Source organism: Methylibium sp. Pch-M (genome assembly GCF_004136295.1).
Classification (GTDB): Bacteria; Pseudomonadota; Gammaproteobacteria; order Burkholderiales; family Burkholderiaceae_C; genus Methylibium; species Methylibium petroleiphilum.
Map to the genome: position 1 here is coordinate 186222 of NZ_CP029606.1, position 14656 is coordinate 200877.

A 14656-nucleotide genomic window follows, 5' to 3' on the forward strand; every position below is an offset into this window, starting at 1 on the left:
GCTCAATGATCCAAATCAGTGATAGTCCTCTTCGCGCTGATGCCGAACCGCCAGCACCACGACTTTTGAGGCCGAGACGATCTCATACAGCACCACATAGCCGCTGTTGCCGAACGGAATGATGAGTTCACGCTGCACCGGGCTTTGGGCCGCCTTGCGGAAGCTGAAGGGCGTCGTTGCAAGCTGCTGTCGAGTGATCGCTCTGACAGCGTCGATCGCGGCCTGAGCGCGGTCGAGGTCTTCGGTCGTCAGTGCCCGGTCAAGCAAGAACTCGAACAGTCGCTCCAAGTCCTCTTCGGCCGTCGGCGACAGCTCGACGGCGAAGCTCATCGAGCGAGCTTCTTGCGCTTCGCATCGAGCTTGGACTGCAGCCTGTCGAGAACGGCATCGACGGGCACCGAGACGCCAGTGCGGTGATACTCGGCCGACGCAGCCTGCGCTCGGGCATGAAAGTCGGTTTGCACGCGCCGGAAGGCAATCGCGTTGCGCACCGTCGCTTCGACGAACTCGGTCAATGTCTCGCCTTGATTGAGCACCGACTCGAGCTCGGCACGAAGCTCCGGTTCGACGCGGATCTGAGGAATGACGGCCGTCTTCATGACTGCATTGTATTGCGTATGCGTTACAGACGCAAGAACACAGCCGCGATGAGAGCGTCCGCCGGGTACTCCGTCGAAGGTGAAGGGGTTGGCTCGGAGTGCGTTCCTGAACACCCGCCGAGGAAGCCGCGCGCGCGCCTTCGCGGCGATGATGACCATGCGCAAGATCGACATCGCCGCGACCGAGGCCGCGCGGCGCGGCTGATCGATCGATCGAGCGGGCGGCACGACGCCCCTCACCCCTGCCCTCTCCCCGCAAGCGGGAGAGGGAGTGAAAGTGCTAGGTCGGGCCCCCTCTCCCGCTTGCGGGAGAGGGTCGGGGTGAAGGCCACATCACGCTATAGCGCCGGCACGATCCGCTCCAGGTGCTCGGCGAACTCGGCCACCAGTTCCGGCGGCCGCGGCAGGCCGAACTTCACCGTCAGGCCCACGGTGGGCAGCGGCGGCAGCTGCTCGCCGGTGGGCAGGACCTGCAGGTCGGCCGGCACCGCGGCCTGCGTGAGCACCGCGATGGCCTGGCCCGAGCGCACCACCGCGAGCAGCCCCGAGATGCTGCCGCTGGCATAGGCCACGCGGTAGGGCCGCCGCGCGGCGTCGAGCCGCTCGCGGGCGGCGCGGTGGTCCAGCGTGTCGGGGTCCGAGAGCGCGAGCTGCAGCGGCTCCTGCGTGGCCGCGTGGTCGTGCCGGTTGCCGACCCACACCAGCGGCTCGCGCCGCAGCACCGCGGCCGAGCGGTCGCCCTCGGTGGTGGAGATCAGCGCGAGGTCGAGCGCGTGCTGGCCCAGCTGCGCCAGCAGCCGCGGCGTGGGGGCGCACACCACTTCCACGAACACCTGCGGATGCCGGCCCGCGAAGCTGCGCAGGATGTGCGGCAGGAAGGCCGCCGCGTAGTCGTCGGGGCAGCCGAAGCGCAGCGTGCCGGTGAGGCCGGCGCCGGTGATGTCGGCCACCGCCGCGTCGTGGTGGCGCAGGATGGTGCGCGCGTGGCCCAGCAGGCGCTCGCCGTGCAGCGTGAGCGTCACGCCACGGCCGGTGCGGTTGAGCAGCGGCTGGCTCAGCATGGCCTCGAGCTTCTGCACCTGCATGCTCACCGCCGCCTGCGTGCGGCCGATGCGGCCGGCCGCGCGGCCCAGCGTGCGGGTCTCGGCGATGGCCACGAAGGTGCGCAGTAGGTCGATGTCGAGGGGGCGGCTCACGGCGTCAGCGTGCCTGATAGCTGCGATCAGAAATATTAGCTTTTCTTGCGCGTGCGCGGCCCCTAGCCTGCGGGCTTCGATCCCCCGCCCCCTGCTCTTCCCCGCCCCCTCTTGCCCTGGAGCCCGCGATGACCACGACCGCCTCCTCCCGCAACGCCGACCCCGACTTCTGGCAGCGCGCCCGCCGGCACCTGATCCGCTACGGCGGCAGCTTCGAGCCGATGATCATCGAGCGCGCCCAGGGCAGCTTTGTCTACGACGCCGACGGCCGGGCGATCCTCGACTTCACCTCGGGCCAGATGAGCGCGCTGCTGGGCCACGGCCACCCCGAGATCGCCGCGGTGGTGGCCGAGCACGCCCGCTCGCTGGACCATTTGTTCAGCGGCATGCTGAGCCGCCCGGTGGTGGACCTGGCCACGCGCCTGGCCGGCGTGGCGCCGGCCGGTCTGGAGCGCGCGATGCTGCTGAGCACCGGCGCCGAGGCCAACGAGGCCGCGATCAAGATGGCCAAGCTCTACACCGGCAAGTACGAGGTGGTGAGCTTCGCGCAGTCGTGGCACGGCATGACCGGCGGCGCGGCGTCGGCCACCTACAGCGCCGGCCGCAAGGGCTACGGGCCGGCCGCGGTGGGCTCGTTCGCGATCCCCGCGCCCTACCCCTACCGGCCGCGCTTCGAGCGCGACGGCCGCTTCGACTGGCAGGCCGAGCTCGACTACGCCTTCGACCTGATCGACCGCCAGTCGAGCGGCAACCTCGCGGCCTTCATCGCCGAGCCCATCCTCAGCTCGGGCGGGCTGATCGACCTGCCGCTGGGCTACCTGGCCGCGCTGAAGGCCAAGTGCAGCGAGCGCGGCATGCTGTTGATCTTGGACGAGGCGCAGACCGGCGTGGGCCGCACCGGCCTGATGTTCGCCTGCGAGCGCGACGGCGTGGTGCCCGACATCCTGACGCTGTCGAAGACCCTGGGCGCCGGCCTGCCGCTGGCCGCGGTGCTGACCACCGCCGCCATCGAGGACGAATGCCACGCGCGCGGCTACTTGTTCTACACGACCCACGTGTCCGACCCGCTGCCCGCCGCGGTGGGCCTGAAGGTGCTGGACGTGGTGCAGCGCGAGGGCCTGGTCGAGCGCGCCCGCGTGGCCGGCCAGCGCCTGGAGGCCGGCCTGCGCGCGCTGCAGGAGCGCGTGGACTGCATCGGCGACGTGCGCGGCCGCGGCCTGCTGCTGGGCCTGGAGATCGTGGAAAGCCGCGCCAGCCGCCGCGCCGCGCCCGACCTGGGCGCCGCCATCACCCGCGAGTGCATGAAGCTCGGGCTGAGCATGAACATCGTGCAGCTGCCCGGCATGGGCGGCGTGTTCCGCATCGCGCCGCCGTTGACGGTGAGTGATGAGGAGATCGATCTGGGGGTGGGGTTGTTGGGGAGGGCGATTGAGACGGTGGCTTGATCGTCGGCGTCGCAGCGGTTGCGGTCCTTGCATTGCAGCCGTTAAACGACCGCTAAGTCGCGCTTCGCGGTCGTTCGACCTAGATCGACGGACGTACTTCCGGGTCGCAGCGGTTGCGGTCGATGACGACTTGATCGCAAACAGCACCTGCCTTCGCTAGCTCACCTGCTGCGCCGATGCCCCCAGCCACCGGTCCGACTCCGTTAAAATTTTCGGCGTACCGGACGATTCACAGCAAAGGCGACCGAGGGAGTCGTCACAGTTCGAGGACGTTGATGCAGCCCGAAAGAAGGCATGACGCAATCTTCCCAAGCTCACCCCAACCTGACGCGCCGAGAGGCTGTTGGATGTGACGGTGCTGCCGATACGACCCTTCTGTTGGAGGATCTCAAGCGACGCTATAAGCGGGGCAACAGGGCTCTCGACGTCAGCTTCCGAGAGCTGGTTAGCTGGGTTCGTCAGGGCGACCAACTAACGCATCAAATCCATCCCTACCCGGCTAAGCTCCTGCCGCACATAGCGCACTTCTTCGTCAACGCCAGCATCCTCAGACGCGGAAGCGCCGTACTCGATCCCTTCGCTGGATCAGGCACTGTTGCTCTGGAAGCGTCGCTTGCAGACGCAACGGCGCTGGTTGCGGACGCCAATCCGCTAGCTGCCCTGATCACGAAGGTCAAGACCACTCCGTATGACTCGACAGCGCTGGTCGAATCTGCGCAGCGCCTCAGTCGGCGTGTAGCGCGATTTCGCATCGCGCCGACAGTACCGGTGGTTAATGAGCACCTCTGGTACTTCCAGCACACGAAGCAAGACCTTGAGCGCCTCCTCCGAGGGATACATGAACTGGATGACGATCAAGAGCGCGACTTCTTTCGAGTTTGCTTCTCAGTTACGGCGCGTCGCCTGAGCCTGGCGGACCCGTCTATCAGCGTCCCGGTTCGCCTTGGTACGAAGGAACGACTCAGCGCCACAACTAACAAGGCGGTCAAGGCTCACCTGCAATGGATACGGCGAGCGTCAGTCCTAGAGGAGTTCGGGAGGGTCGTGCAGGCAAACATCGGCCGCGTAGCGGCAGCAAACCGCGTGTTTCCTCAGAGGCGGCAGTCTGTCACCGCTGGCAACGATGCTCGATCACTCACTCTTGACGGTCTACCCATGCGTTCGGAGACGGTGCATCTGACCATTACCTCACCCCCATATGGAAGCGCGCAGAAGTATGTGCGATCGTGCGCACTGGCGCTGAACTGGCTTTCGCTTTGCTCTCCCAGCGGCCTTTCCGCCCTCGAAGGCAAGTCCATCGGCAGAGAGCACCTGCCGGCCAAACAAGGGGCGCCCGAGATGAACGACCTCCGCCTTCCAGTGTCACTTCGGCGAACCCTGTCACAAGTTCTCGCCCGCAACCCGCATCGCGCCGCCATCACGGAGACGTACCTCTACGAGCTTCAACAAGCTATGAAGGAACTGGTCCGAGTGACTGCCGCCAACGGCCATGCGGTGATCGTTGTTGGCAACAACACGGTCGCGGGCCTCCCTCTTCGTAATGATGAGTTCATCGCCGCCACGTTGAAGGACCTTGGCCTAGACCTTGAACTCTGTCTCAGAGACCGCATTCACTCCCGCGGCCTCCTAACGACAAGGAATCCAACGGCCGGGTTGATCGCCGGTGAAACCGTAATGCTGTTCCGAAAGCCGTAGCGGTGAACTCAGCTGACACGGACAAGATGTTGCGAACGCTAGTCACTCACGCGTGGGACCACGAAGTGACTTGGGGACAAATCGATGCATGGGCCAAGAACTTCACTGGCGCTGTCGCGAATCCAGACATCGAGCACTCTCACGCTCTCACGTCTCTCACTCGCTTCGTGTACTTTGGCAAGCGATTGGTCCGCGAAATGCTCCGATCTCTTTACCGAGATCAGTTTGAAGCCCTGTTGATTCAACGGATACGGAAACGAACGCGCCACACGCGCAACCACACGCTGGTCAGAGCAATGTATGAGGAGGAATTGCTCGCCACACGCTTCGTGGGCGTCGGCAATCCATCCGAGAGCGGCGCTCACCTTCTCTACTACTTTAGACAGATCAATCATCTTTCGAAGAGTCTCTTTGTCGACCTAGGAAGTGCGTTTTCCCTCGATGACCCATGGCATCGACTTGGCAGGTTCCGCCGTGCGGACTCGCGTGTGTCGCGATACGTCTTTTTCGATGACTTGGTTGGCTCTGCTCAGCAGGTTGGTGATTACCTTCAACGAAATCTGGCTCGGATTCGGAAGCGATACCCCAGCTTGGATCTTAGGTTCATGAGTCTGTTCGCGACGACGAAGGGGCTGGCGGTGCTGAACCAGCCGGACCTCTTTGATGGGAAGGCCACCTGTCTCTTTGAGCTTGATGACTCGTTTAAGGCCTTCGACGCTCAGCAACGCTACTTTCCAGCGACCTTAGCCCCGGAGTTCGACTTATCCGTCTTCAAGGCGATGGCGATGCACTATGGTGAGCCGCTCCAGCCAGGGCATGCCCTCGGCTACCGCGACGGCCAGCTGCTTCTTGGGTTCACTCATAACACTCCTGACAACACGCTCCCTGTGTTCTGGAACGAAGGAAGAACTGTTCCATGGGCGCCCGTCTTCGTACGCTACGACAAGGAGTACTAGTTGTACTTCTCTGACGACTCCAATCCGTTTGCGCCAATTCGGGCGGCTGACTACACCGATGAACAGATCAATGGCCTGTGGGTAGAGCTGGGCGCCGGCTGGATGTCCAAAGTTCTCGAGCCTCGATCGACGGTGTCCAAGTACATTCTGGGCAGCAAAGGCTCCGGAAAAACGCACCTGCTGCGCTATCAGTCCTACTCTGTGGCGCGCCTTCGCGCCCCTGACAAGCCAGGCCTGGCCCTAGTCCAGGATACGGGCTGCCTTGCAATCTTTCTTCGAACCACGAACATGGACGCGGGGCGGTTCGAACTTAGTAAGGAGCCCGAGGCAGCCTTGAAGCAGTTATTCTCGGTGCACCTCGAACTAAAGCTACTTGATCTCGTCGGTGAAGCGCTTCAGGATGTTCGCTCGACGACACCTGACACCACGTTCAACGATCGAGATCTACTTCAACATTTGGCCAAGAGAGTCGCAGATCCCTCCTTCTCGGGAATTCACGATCTGCAGTCACTGCGAGTATGGGTCTCTTACTGGCTACGCACTATTGACGACGCGACCAACGCCGCGGCATTCACAGGGGCGCTCAATCTAAGACTGCCGTTTTCAACGGGTGATCTGGCCCTGCCAATGGGCGCTGCGCTGCGAAAGTGGCATCCCGCTTTCGAGGCGACAAACCTCATCTACGTCCTAGACGAGATTGAGAACCTCTCCGTGAAGCAACAGGAGGTTCTGAATACCCTTGTCCGCTACGCCGAAGGACGTGTAGCCTTCCGAATGACAGGGCGCCTCTATGCCCGCAAGACACTCGCGACAATCGCGGGCGGAGAAGAAAATCGTGAGGGCTCCGAATTCTCTGTGACTCGCGTCGACGACATACTGCGAGGGACAAAGGCGTATGGCGAATTCGCGACGAAGTTCATCGCGAAACGCCTCGGAGTCCTCGTTGGGAGGGGTGCCAGTCGTGGTCCCTTCCTAGGGTTCGATCCTCGCAATGCATTCGAGGAACCCTCGGTCGATGAACTCGTTCAGCGATACGCGATTCACGCGGACGAGTCACGGTTTACTCGTTTCTTTCGGGAGGCGTTTTCGAAGCGCCGCCAAGCGGAAGGCGGCGTTGTTGACGTCCTGCCAGTTCTCGTCGGCAGCTTTCCCCCGCTGCTGCAGCGCCTCAACGTGTTGCTGTTCTGCAAGAAGTTGGGGCTGAAGCAGAGTGCGGTGTCGTTGGCGGAGAAGATTAGAAGGGACTGCGAGGCATACCTGCAATCGACTTCCTTGACGTCGAACTCTTACGCGACGGCGGTTGGCCACTGGAAGTGGGATCTTTTCGCGCAACTGTGTCGCGAGTCAAAGAGAAAGGACGCAGTGTTGCCATATGCTGGCTTCGCCACCTTTGTCGCTATGTCAGCGCACAATCCTCGGAACCTGCTCGTACTCCTCGGCAAGGTCTACGAGATTGCCGCCTTTAAGGAAGTGGACTTCGGACGGGGAGGCAAAATCTCGGTAGAGATTCAGACGAGCGCCGCAATGGATGCCGCTCGATTCTGTTTCGAGGGCGACTCGAACTACGGGCTCCAGTCTGATCAAGCGCGAGAGGCAGCGACTCGCCTCGCAGAACTTCTTAGAACGGCCAGGTATGCACTTAACGTCCCCGAAGTCTCACCGCTTGCCATCAGTTTCGACAACGACGAGTTGACTCCGATCGCGAGAAGGACGCTAGAGAGTGCGGTCAACTACTCCCTACTGTTCGAGATTGGTGATGGCCGTCCAGACAGAAACACTCAGCGAATCTTGCGAAAGGTTCAACTCAGTCCGATGCTTTCTCCGCGGTGGGGCTTACCGACGGGCCGGAGAGGAGACATCAGCGTGAGTGGTCCTCTCCTGAACGCGATCTTCGATCCCACAGCTCGGGACGACTTCGGCGTTCTCCTTCGCCAGCAAAGCACGAAGTGGAACTTTCCTTTCTCTCCTCCGCCACGGGACTTTCGACAGAACAAGTTGTTCTAACGCATGGACTACGCATTGTTCTCTCGTCGCCCTATCGCGGTCGATCGGCTCGCGAAAGAGCTTGGTCGGTTCGACGTATTTGTGTCGGCGTACAACTCGAGCGATCGAGTTCAGAAGGTATTCGACGAGGTAAAGGCGCGCAAGAAGCTGTGGCTGATACATCCTGAATATCAGTATGCTCGGATAGACTTGCCGACAGGTTTACATTTGGTTGAGCCTAATGACCTCGATGAAGTGTCGCAGGTCGACGCAGTTCTTGGAGCGATCGGACAACCATCAGGCATCTCGCTTTGCGTGGATATCACTGGGTTCATGCGTCATGCACTGGTACTCTTGCTGCCGAAGCTTGCTTACTTAGGCGTTAGTCGCTTCACAGCGTTGTACTCCGAGCCCGACAGCTACGCAAAGCAAGAGGCGACCACATTTAGTACTACTACCTCGGGCGTGGTTCGGACAGTTCGAGGCTTGTACGGGACTCCCGGCGGCGGGAAAGATCATCTGTTGATAGCAGTCGGTTACGACCACAAGCTGATCAGTGAGGTTGCTGGGTACAAGGAGGGGGTTGTCCATCCGCTCTTTGCCTTTCCGTCTCTCAGAGCGGACATGTATCAGCAGAGCGCGCTCCGCACGGAAAGAAGCGGCGAAGTGGCGCTCCGTGGCGATTGGGTGAGCAATCGCTTCTTTGCACCGGCGAATGACCCATTCAGCACCGCTGCTGTGATTGGTGAGCGAGTGCGCGCAATCGATAAGCGGGGCCCGAATCAGAACGTCTTTCTCGCCCCCTTGTCGACCAAGGCGCAGGCGCTCGGCATGAGTCTCTACTGGCACTTTGAAGGCAAAAGCAGAGGCCGATGCTCCTTGCTGCTTCCCGAGTGTAGAACCTATTCACGGGAGACCAGCACAGGCTTCAAGCGTCTCTGGCGGTATGAGGTGGAACTCGACATCTGAAGTCCTGCGCGCCCGTCAGCACCGGCGTTCGCTGGATCACCAAGTTCTAGCGAGAGTCCAACGACCAGTGCCGAGGAGCGCAGTCGCTCGAGCCCCCAGCGGCGAACGACCGCGACCAGTCTGAAGCTGCCATTCGTTCCGCTTAGCCCGCGGAAACCAGAGGCCGCTGCCGGGCCGCCACGCCAGCGACGAAGTGGCCAAAGGCATCGAGCAGCGGCGCGGCGTCGAAGGACGGACCCTCCAGCGTCTCCAGCGCCTGCACGGTGGCTTCCAGCGTCGAGACCTGGTCGGCTCGCCGCGCCGCGCGGATCGCGCGGTACCGCGTCGGCGCCGGTGCATCCAGCGACAGCCGCGGCAGCGCAGCCAGGGCCGGATGCTCTAGAAGCATCCGCAGGCTCTTGCGCCACGTCGCGTCGATGACCACCAGCCGCAACGGCGCGCCCACCGTCGATCCCGGGGCCGACGGCGCGGGCGCGGCAGGCACGTCCGGGTAGAGCAGCCGCGTCTCCCGTCCGGGGCGGTGCAGCAGGGCCTCCAGCGCCGCGGGCGCGAAGCGCTCGCCGACCACCACCTCGCAGTGCGCCAGAGACAGGCGCAGCATCGCCACGCTGTTTTTCGCCTGGCGCTGTTCCTGCGGGTGCTGCAACACCAGCACTTCGGTGTGATGGGCGGTCGGCCGCGCCAGCGCGCACAGGCAGGTCGCCTGGGGGCGCAGGCAGCGCGAGCAAGCCGCGCGGCGGAGAGTGGGTCGACCGTTCACGCAGGAATGGTCGCACGCCGGTCCGCCCACCGATCCGCACACAGCGCGATACGTTCGCCAGAAAAGAAAGGGGCGCGAGCGTCTCCGCCCGCGCCCCCCCACACGCCGATCAAGCCAGCGTCAACGCCGCCCGTTCGGAAGCCGCCGCCTCACGGTAATGATCGAACTGCATCGAATACTGCGCCCGCCCTTGCGACAAGGCGCGTAGCCCGCCGATGTAGCCGAACATCTCCTTCAGCGGCACCTGCGCGTCGATCACCGCCGCGTTGCCGCGCGCGGTGTTGTTGCGCACGATGCCGCGGCGCCGGTGCAGGTCGCCGATGGCGTCGCCCAGGTAGTCCACGGGCGTGATCACCTCGACGGCCATCACCGGCTCCAGCAGCGTCGGGCCGGCCTGGGCGGCAGCGTCGCGAAACGCCGCCGCTGCCGCCAGCTCGAACGCCAGCGTCGACGAGTCGCGCTCGTGGAAGCTGCCGTCCACCAGCGTGGCCAGGAAGTCCACGGTCGGGTACCCCGCCAGCACGCCCGCCTGCGCGGCCCGGCGCACGCCGGCCTCCACCGAAGGGATGAACTCCTTCGGGATCGCGCCGCCGTTGATCCGGCTCTCGAAGCGCAGGCCCGCGCCGCGCGCCAGCGGCGCCAGGCGCAGCCTCAGCTCCGCGAACTGGCCCGGCCCGCCGCTCTGCTTCTTGTGGACATGATGCACCTCCGTTTCTCTCGAGATCGTCTCTCGGTACGCCACCTGCGGCCGCCCCACCACCACCTCGATGCCGTGGCGTGAACGCAGCCTCTCGACGGCCACTTCCAACTGCAGCTCGCCCATGCCGGACAGGAGGACCTGCCCGGACTCGGCGTCCTGCCTCACCCGCAGGCTGGGGTCCTCGCGCTGCAGCTGCGCCAGGGCCGCCGCCAGCCCTTGCTGGTCGGCCTGGGCCCTGGGCTCGATCGCCACGTCGATCACCGGTTCGGGCACGCTGATCTCCTCCAGATGCACCGGATGGGCCCGGTCGCTCAAGGTGTGACCGGTCAACGTGTCCTTCAGCCCGACGATGGCGACGATGTCGCCCGCCCTCGCCTCCTCGATGTCGATGCGGTCGTCGGCGTGCACCTCGTACAGGCGCGACACCCGCTCGACGCGGCCCGTCACGGCGTTGAGCACCGTGTCGCCACGCCGCAGGCGCCCGCGATAGACCCGCACGAACACCATGCCCGCATGCCCGTCGCTCACGACCTTGAACGCCAGCGCCGCCAGCGGTGCCTGCGCATCGGCCGCCGGCCGGCTCTCGGTCGCCGCCAGGTCGCCCGGGCTCGGCAGGAAGTCGACCACGGCGTCGAGCAGGGGCTCCACGCCACGGTTGCGATACGCCGAGCCCCCCAACACCGGGACGAAGGCACGCGCCAGCACGCCCTTGCGGATGCCGCTGCGCAGGGCCTCGACCGACAGCTCCTCCCCGTTCAGGTAGGCGCCCAGCAGTTCGTCGTCCTGCTCGACCACGGCCTCGACCAAGCGGGCCCGCTCTCGCCGGGCCAGGTCCAGCAGCTCGGCCGGCACCTCGCCGACGTGCGGCGCTTCGCTGGCGTCGTCGCGTTGCCAGACCAGGCTTCGCATGGTCAGCAGATCGACCACGCCGCGGAACTCGCCCTCGGCGCCGATGGGCAACTGGAGCAGCAGGGCCTTCACGCCCAGGCGTTCCTCGATCATCGACACCACGCGCCGGAAGTCCGCCCCCACGCGGTCCAGCTTGTTGACGAAGGCGATGCGCGACACGCCGTAGCCGTCGGCCAGGCGCCAGTTGGTCTCGGTCTGCGGCTCCACGCCGGCCACGCCGTCGAACACCACGACGGCGCCGTCCAGCACGCGCAGCGAGCGGCGCACCTCGATGTTGAAGTCGATGTGGCCGGGCGTGTCGATGACGTTGACCTGCGTGCCCTTCCAGTGCACGGTGACGGCGGCGCTGTTGATCGTGATGCCGCGCTTCTGCTCCTGGGGGTCGAAGTCCATCCGCGCCGTGCCTTCGTGCACTTCGCCGATGCGATGGCTCTCTCCCGTGTAGAACAGGATGCGTTCGGTGACCGTGGTCTTGCCCGCGTCGACGTGCGCAATGACGCCGATGTTGCGGAGGTTTCTGGGGTTCGAGTTCATGGCGGATCTTTCTTCTTCGTGAAGCCCCGGCTCGGGGGCTTCGTCGATGGCCTGGTCGGCGATGGCTGGCCGCCAGGCTCGATCCGCCTGGCGACTAGCGTCGAAGGTGCAAGGCGCAGCCGAAGCGCGGGCGCACGCAGTTCCCGCTCCGGCGAGCGGGAATCGTGGCGATCAGCTTGTCGTAGGTGCGCATGGCAAAGATCCGGAACAAGAACAAGAAACCCCGGGAAGCTCGCGCTAGCCGGGGTTGGTGTCCGGGAGGCGCAAGCCTTCCGATCGCGTCGAAAGGCGTGGTCAGGTGGCGAAACTCGCCTGGGTCGTGCGGGACGCAATCTTCATGGCACGCATTGTCCCAAGCGGCGCGAAGGCTGCGCAAGCGGATGCAGCGGCAGTTTCTTCATGGCTGCGATAGCCTGCAGGTGCAGCACTGTCGGGCCCCGAACCATTGCACGCGTTGTTACAGCGCCGCACCCGAGCGCTTGTCGAATTTGAGTAGCCTCCGCCGTCGTACTGTCATCAACGACAACAACTCGGAGAGCCGCATGAAAACCTGTCTGACCGCAACGGCACTGCTGCTGGTGGGCGTGGCCGCCAGTGCTGCACCCACTGCCTACGCGATCGACCCGACACACACCTTCCCGAGCTTCGAGGCAGACCACATGGGCATCTCGGTGTGGCGTGGCAAGCTCAACAAGAGCAGCGGCAAGGTGCTGTACGACAAGGCCGCGGGCACCGGCACGGTCGAGATCGTGACGGAGCTGGCCAGCATCGACTTCGGCATGGACGCGCTGGCCACCTGGGCGCGCGGCAAGGACTTCTTCGACGTGAAGAAGCACCCTCGCGCCGTCTTCAAGGGCACTCTTCAGTCGCCGGTCGACGGCGTGCCGACGCAGCTCGCGGGAGAGCTGACGCTGCACGGCGTGACGCGCCCGCTGACGCTGGCGGTCCACTCGCTGAAGTGCATCCAGCATCCGATGCTCAAGCGCGACTACTGCGGCGCCGACGCCAGCGGCAGCTTCAACCGCGAAGACTTCGGCCTGAGCGCCGGCAAGGACTATGGCTTCAGCATGAACGTCGACCTGCGCATCCAGGTCGAAGCCATCGCACAGCCTTGATGCAGACAACGGCGTTACGTCGTTACGAACAGGAGACCGCCATGCTCAGCAAGAACACCATCTGCCTCTGGTACGACGGCACCGCCGAAGAAGCCGCGCGCTTCTATGCCGCCACCTTCCCCGACAGCGCGGTCGGCCGCGTGATGCGCGCGCCGGCCGACAACCCGTCGGGCAAGGCGGGCGACGTGCTGACGGTCCAGTTCACCGTGCTGGGCATCCCCTGCCTGGGTCTCAACGGCGGGCCGGTGTTCAAGCACAGCGAGGCCTTCTCGTTCCAGGTGGCCACCGACGACCAGGCCGAGACCGACCGGCTGTGGAACGCCATCGTCGGCCACGGCGGCCAGGAGAGCGAGTGCGGCTGGTGCAAGGACAAGTGGGGCCTGTCGTGGCAGATCACGCCGCGCGCGCTCAGCGAGGCGATCGCCGATCCCGACCCGCAGGCCGCCGCGCGCGCCTTCGCGGCGATGATGACGATGCGCAAGATCGACATCGCGGCGATCGAGGCGGCGCGGCGGGGCTGAGCGGTAGGTCGATCGATCGAGCGCGGGGCAAGCCGCCCCTCACCCCTGCCCTCTCCCCGTGGACGGGGAGAGGGGGTCAGACGGGTGGGTTGACGGCGACCCAGTGGTTGTCGAGGCGCAGTGGCGCGGTGTGCTGCAGCCGGCGACGGTCGCGGCCCGCTGCGCTGTGGAGCGCCATCGCCTCGGTCTGCCCGGCGGCCCAGCACACGCCGTCCACGACGGCCAGCGCGCAGGCGTTGGGCAGCGGCGCCACGCCGCGCGAGCGGCCGTCGGGCGCGTAGAGCGCCACGCCGTTCACGCGCGGGCAGCTCACGGCCCAGCCGTCGGCGGTGGCGGCGATGTCGCCGCCGTAGCCGGCCAGGCCCGCCGCATCCGACGTGCCCGCCGGGGCGCCCTGGAAGGTGCGCAGCCGCTCGCCGTCGAACAGCGCCAGCACCGGCGCGGCCTGCTTCGCGGCCGGGTCGTCGTGCTCGGCCTGCATGGCGATGCCGAGCACGCGCCGGCCACCTGCCGGCGCGTCGCGCCAGGCCATGTGGCGCAGGCTGAGGCGGCGGTCGTCCACGCGCCACTGGCCGCGCAGTTCACCGCTGCGCGCGTCCAGCCGCACCAGCGAGGAATCCATGCGGTCGAGGTCCAGCTTCTGGCGGCCGGTCTCGGGGCGCGTGGGCACGCCGCCGTTGGCGACCCACAGCGAGGGCCCGGCGCCGTCATCGCCGTCGCCGTCGCTCCACAGCAGCTCGTGCGCGTCGATGCCGTGCGTGGGCCACTCGTCCAGCTTCTCCAGCGAACGGGCGTCGCGCACGCCGATCCACGCGGCGCCGGTATCGAGGTCGGTCTCGGTGGTGTAGAGCCGCGTGCCGCCGGGATCGGCGATCACGTGGCCGTTGAAGGCGCGGCCGGGCTCGATCCACTGCCACTGCGGCGGTCGCCGGCCGTCGGGGTGCCAGCGCACGAGCCAGTCGCCGGGGCGGCGGGCCACCGCGAGCACGCTGCGGCCACCGGCCTCGGCCCACAGGCCGTGGGCGCGTGTGGGCACCGCCAGCCGGGCCTGCACGCGCAGCGCCGAAGCGCCCTGTGCCGCCACCACGCCGATCTCGGCGCCGGCCTCGCCGTCCCAGGCCGCGGCCCACCCGAGGCGCGGGGCCGTGGCGGCGAATGCCGGGCCGCGCGCGCCCAGCCCGGCCAGCGCAGTTGCGGCGGCGAGCTGCAGCACGCGGCGGCGGTCCGGCGGCGGCGCATCGACAGAGCGTGCTGAGCGGTCCACGGCCTGCCCC

General features: G+C 65.7%; 13 protein-coding genes. 7 read left to right on the forward strand and 6 right to left on the reverse strand.

The genetic code is table 11. The features are described from left to right. Nucleotides 1–15: 15 nt before the first annotated feature. The 3 genes from C1M51_RS00875 to C1M51_RS00890 form a co-directional block, all read right to left on the reverse strand. A complete protein-coding gene (locus C1M51_RS00875; protein ID WP_129447818.1) occupies nucleotides 16–330 on the reverse strand; it encodes a type II toxin-antitoxin system RelE/ParE family toxin in 315 nt (104 codons plus the stop codon). After that, entirely contained in the window at nucleotides 327–758 is a 432-nt protein-coding gene (locus C1M51_RS19345) for a YlcI/YnfO family protein (protein ID WP_310733941.1), read from the reverse strand. Before C1M51_RS19345 ends, C1M51_RS00875 begins: the two co-directional genes overlap by 4 nt. Nucleotides 759–937: 179 nt before the next feature. Further along, nucleotides 938–1795, reverse strand: a complete 858-nt coding sequence (locus tag C1M51_RS00890; protein ID WP_129447820.1) for a LysR family transcriptional regulator — start codon at nucleotides 1793–1795, stop codon at nucleotides 938–940. Nucleotides 1796–1923: 128 nt separating this feature from the next. On the opposite strand from C1M51_RS00890, the gene C1M51_RS00895 reads away from it, so the two are divergent. The 5 genes from C1M51_RS00895 to C1M51_RS00915 all read left to right on the forward strand — a co-directional run bounded on the left by C1M51_RS00895 (nucleotide 1924) and on the right by C1M51_RS00915 (nucleotide 8843). Continuing rightward, entirely contained in the window at nucleotides 1924–3240 is a 1317-nt protein-coding gene (locus C1M51_RS00895) for an aspartate aminotransferase family protein (protein ID WP_129447821.1), read from the forward strand. A gap of 294 nt (nucleotides 3241–3534) precedes the next feature. Further along, entirely contained in the window at nucleotides 3535–4935 is a 1401-nt protein-coding gene (locus C1M51_RS00900; RefSeq protein WP_129447822.1) for a hypothetical protein, read from the forward strand. A 605-nt stretch (nucleotides 4936–5540) separates the two neighbouring features. Beyond that, nucleotides 5541–5891, forward strand: a complete 351-nt coding sequence (locus C1M51_RS19185; RefSeq protein WP_242499868.1) for a hypothetical protein — start codon at nucleotides 5541–5543, stop codon at nucleotides 5889–5891. Beyond that, a complete protein-coding gene (locus C1M51_RS00910; protein WP_129447823.1) occupies nucleotides 5892–7895 on the forward strand; it encodes a hypothetical protein in 2004 nt (667 codons plus the stop codon). A 3-nt stretch (nucleotides 7896–7898) separates the two neighbouring features. After that, nucleotides 7899–8843, forward strand: coding sequence for a hypothetical protein (locus C1M51_RS00915; RefSeq protein WP_129447824.1), 945 nt, complete (start codon nucleotides 7899–7901; stop codon nucleotides 8841–8843). Nucleotides 8844–8985: 142 nt separating this feature from the next. Here the strand turns inward: C1M51_RS00915 and C1M51_RS00920 are convergent, their stop codons facing one another. Continuing rightward, entirely contained in the window at nucleotides 8986–9603 is a 618-nt protein-coding gene (locus C1M51_RS00920) for a tRNA-uridine aminocarboxypropyltransferase (RefSeq protein WP_129447825.1), read from the reverse strand. A gap of 109 nt (nucleotides 9604–9712) precedes the next feature. Then, nucleotides 9713–11746 (reverse strand): elongation factor G, encoded by a 2034-nt coding sequence (gene fusA, locus C1M51_RS00925; RefSeq protein WP_129447826.1) that lies wholly within the window; start codon nucleotides 11744–11746, stop codon nucleotides 9713–9715. Between the two features lie 542 nt (nucleotides 11747–12288). Here fusA and C1M51_RS00930 point away from each other — a divergent pair. After that, a complete protein-coding gene (locus tag C1M51_RS00930; protein WP_129447827.1) occupies nucleotides 12289–12861 on the forward strand; it encodes a YceI family protein in 573 nt (190 codons plus the stop codon). A gap of 41 nt (nucleotides 12862–12902) precedes the next feature. Further along, entirely contained in the window at nucleotides 12903–13382 is a 480-nt protein-coding gene (locus C1M51_RS00935) for a VOC family protein (RefSeq protein ID WP_129447828.1), read from the forward strand. 76 nt (nucleotides 13383–13458) lie between these two features. On the opposite strand, the gene C1M51_RS00940 is transcribed toward C1M51_RS00935, so the two are convergent. Then, nucleotides 13459–14646, reverse strand: coding sequence for a DUF1513 domain-containing protein (locus C1M51_RS00940; protein ID WP_129447829.1), 1188 nt, complete (start codon nucleotides 14644–14646; stop codon nucleotides 13459–13461). Nucleotides 14647–14656 lie beyond the last annotated feature (10 nt).

Excerpts from the sequence above, each read along its gene's own strand:
- C1M51_RS19345 (WP_310733941.1), bottom strand. The coding sequence starts at position 758 with ATGGTCATCATCGCCGCGAAGGCGCGCGCGCGGCTTCCTCGGCGGGTG.
- C1M51_RS00875 (WP_129447818.1), bottom strand. The coding sequence starts at position 330 with ATGAGCTTCGCCGTCGAGCTGTCGCCGACGGCCGAAGAGGACTTGGAG.
- C1M51_RS00930 (WP_129447827.1), top strand. The coding sequence starts at position 12,289 with ATGAAAACCTGTCTGACCGCAACGGCACTGCTGCTGGTGGGCGTGGCC.
- fusA (WP_129447826.1), bottom strand. The coding sequence starts at position 11,746 with ATGAACTCGAACCCCAGAAACCTCCGCAACATCGGCGTCATTGCGCAC.
- C1M51_RS00900 (WP_129447822.1), top strand. The coding sequence starts at position 3,535 with ATGACGCAATCTTCCCAAGCTCACCCCAACCTGACGCGCCGAGAGGCT.
- C1M51_RS00935 (WP_129447828.1), top strand. The coding sequence starts at position 12,903 with ATGCTCAGCAAGAACACCATCTGCCTCTGGTACGACGGCACCGCCGAA.
- C1M51_RS19185 (WP_242499868.1), top strand. The coding sequence starts at position 5,541 with ATGAGTCTGTTCGCGACGACGAAGGGGCTGGCGGTGCTGAACCAGCCG.
- C1M51_RS00915 (WP_129447824.1), top strand. The coding sequence starts at position 7,899 with ATGGACTACGCATTGTTCTCTCGTCGCCCTATCGCGGTCGATCGGCTC.
- C1M51_RS00895 (WP_129447821.1), top strand. The coding sequence starts at position 1,924 with ATGACCACGACCGCCTCCTCCCGCAACGCCGACCCCGACTTCTGGCAG.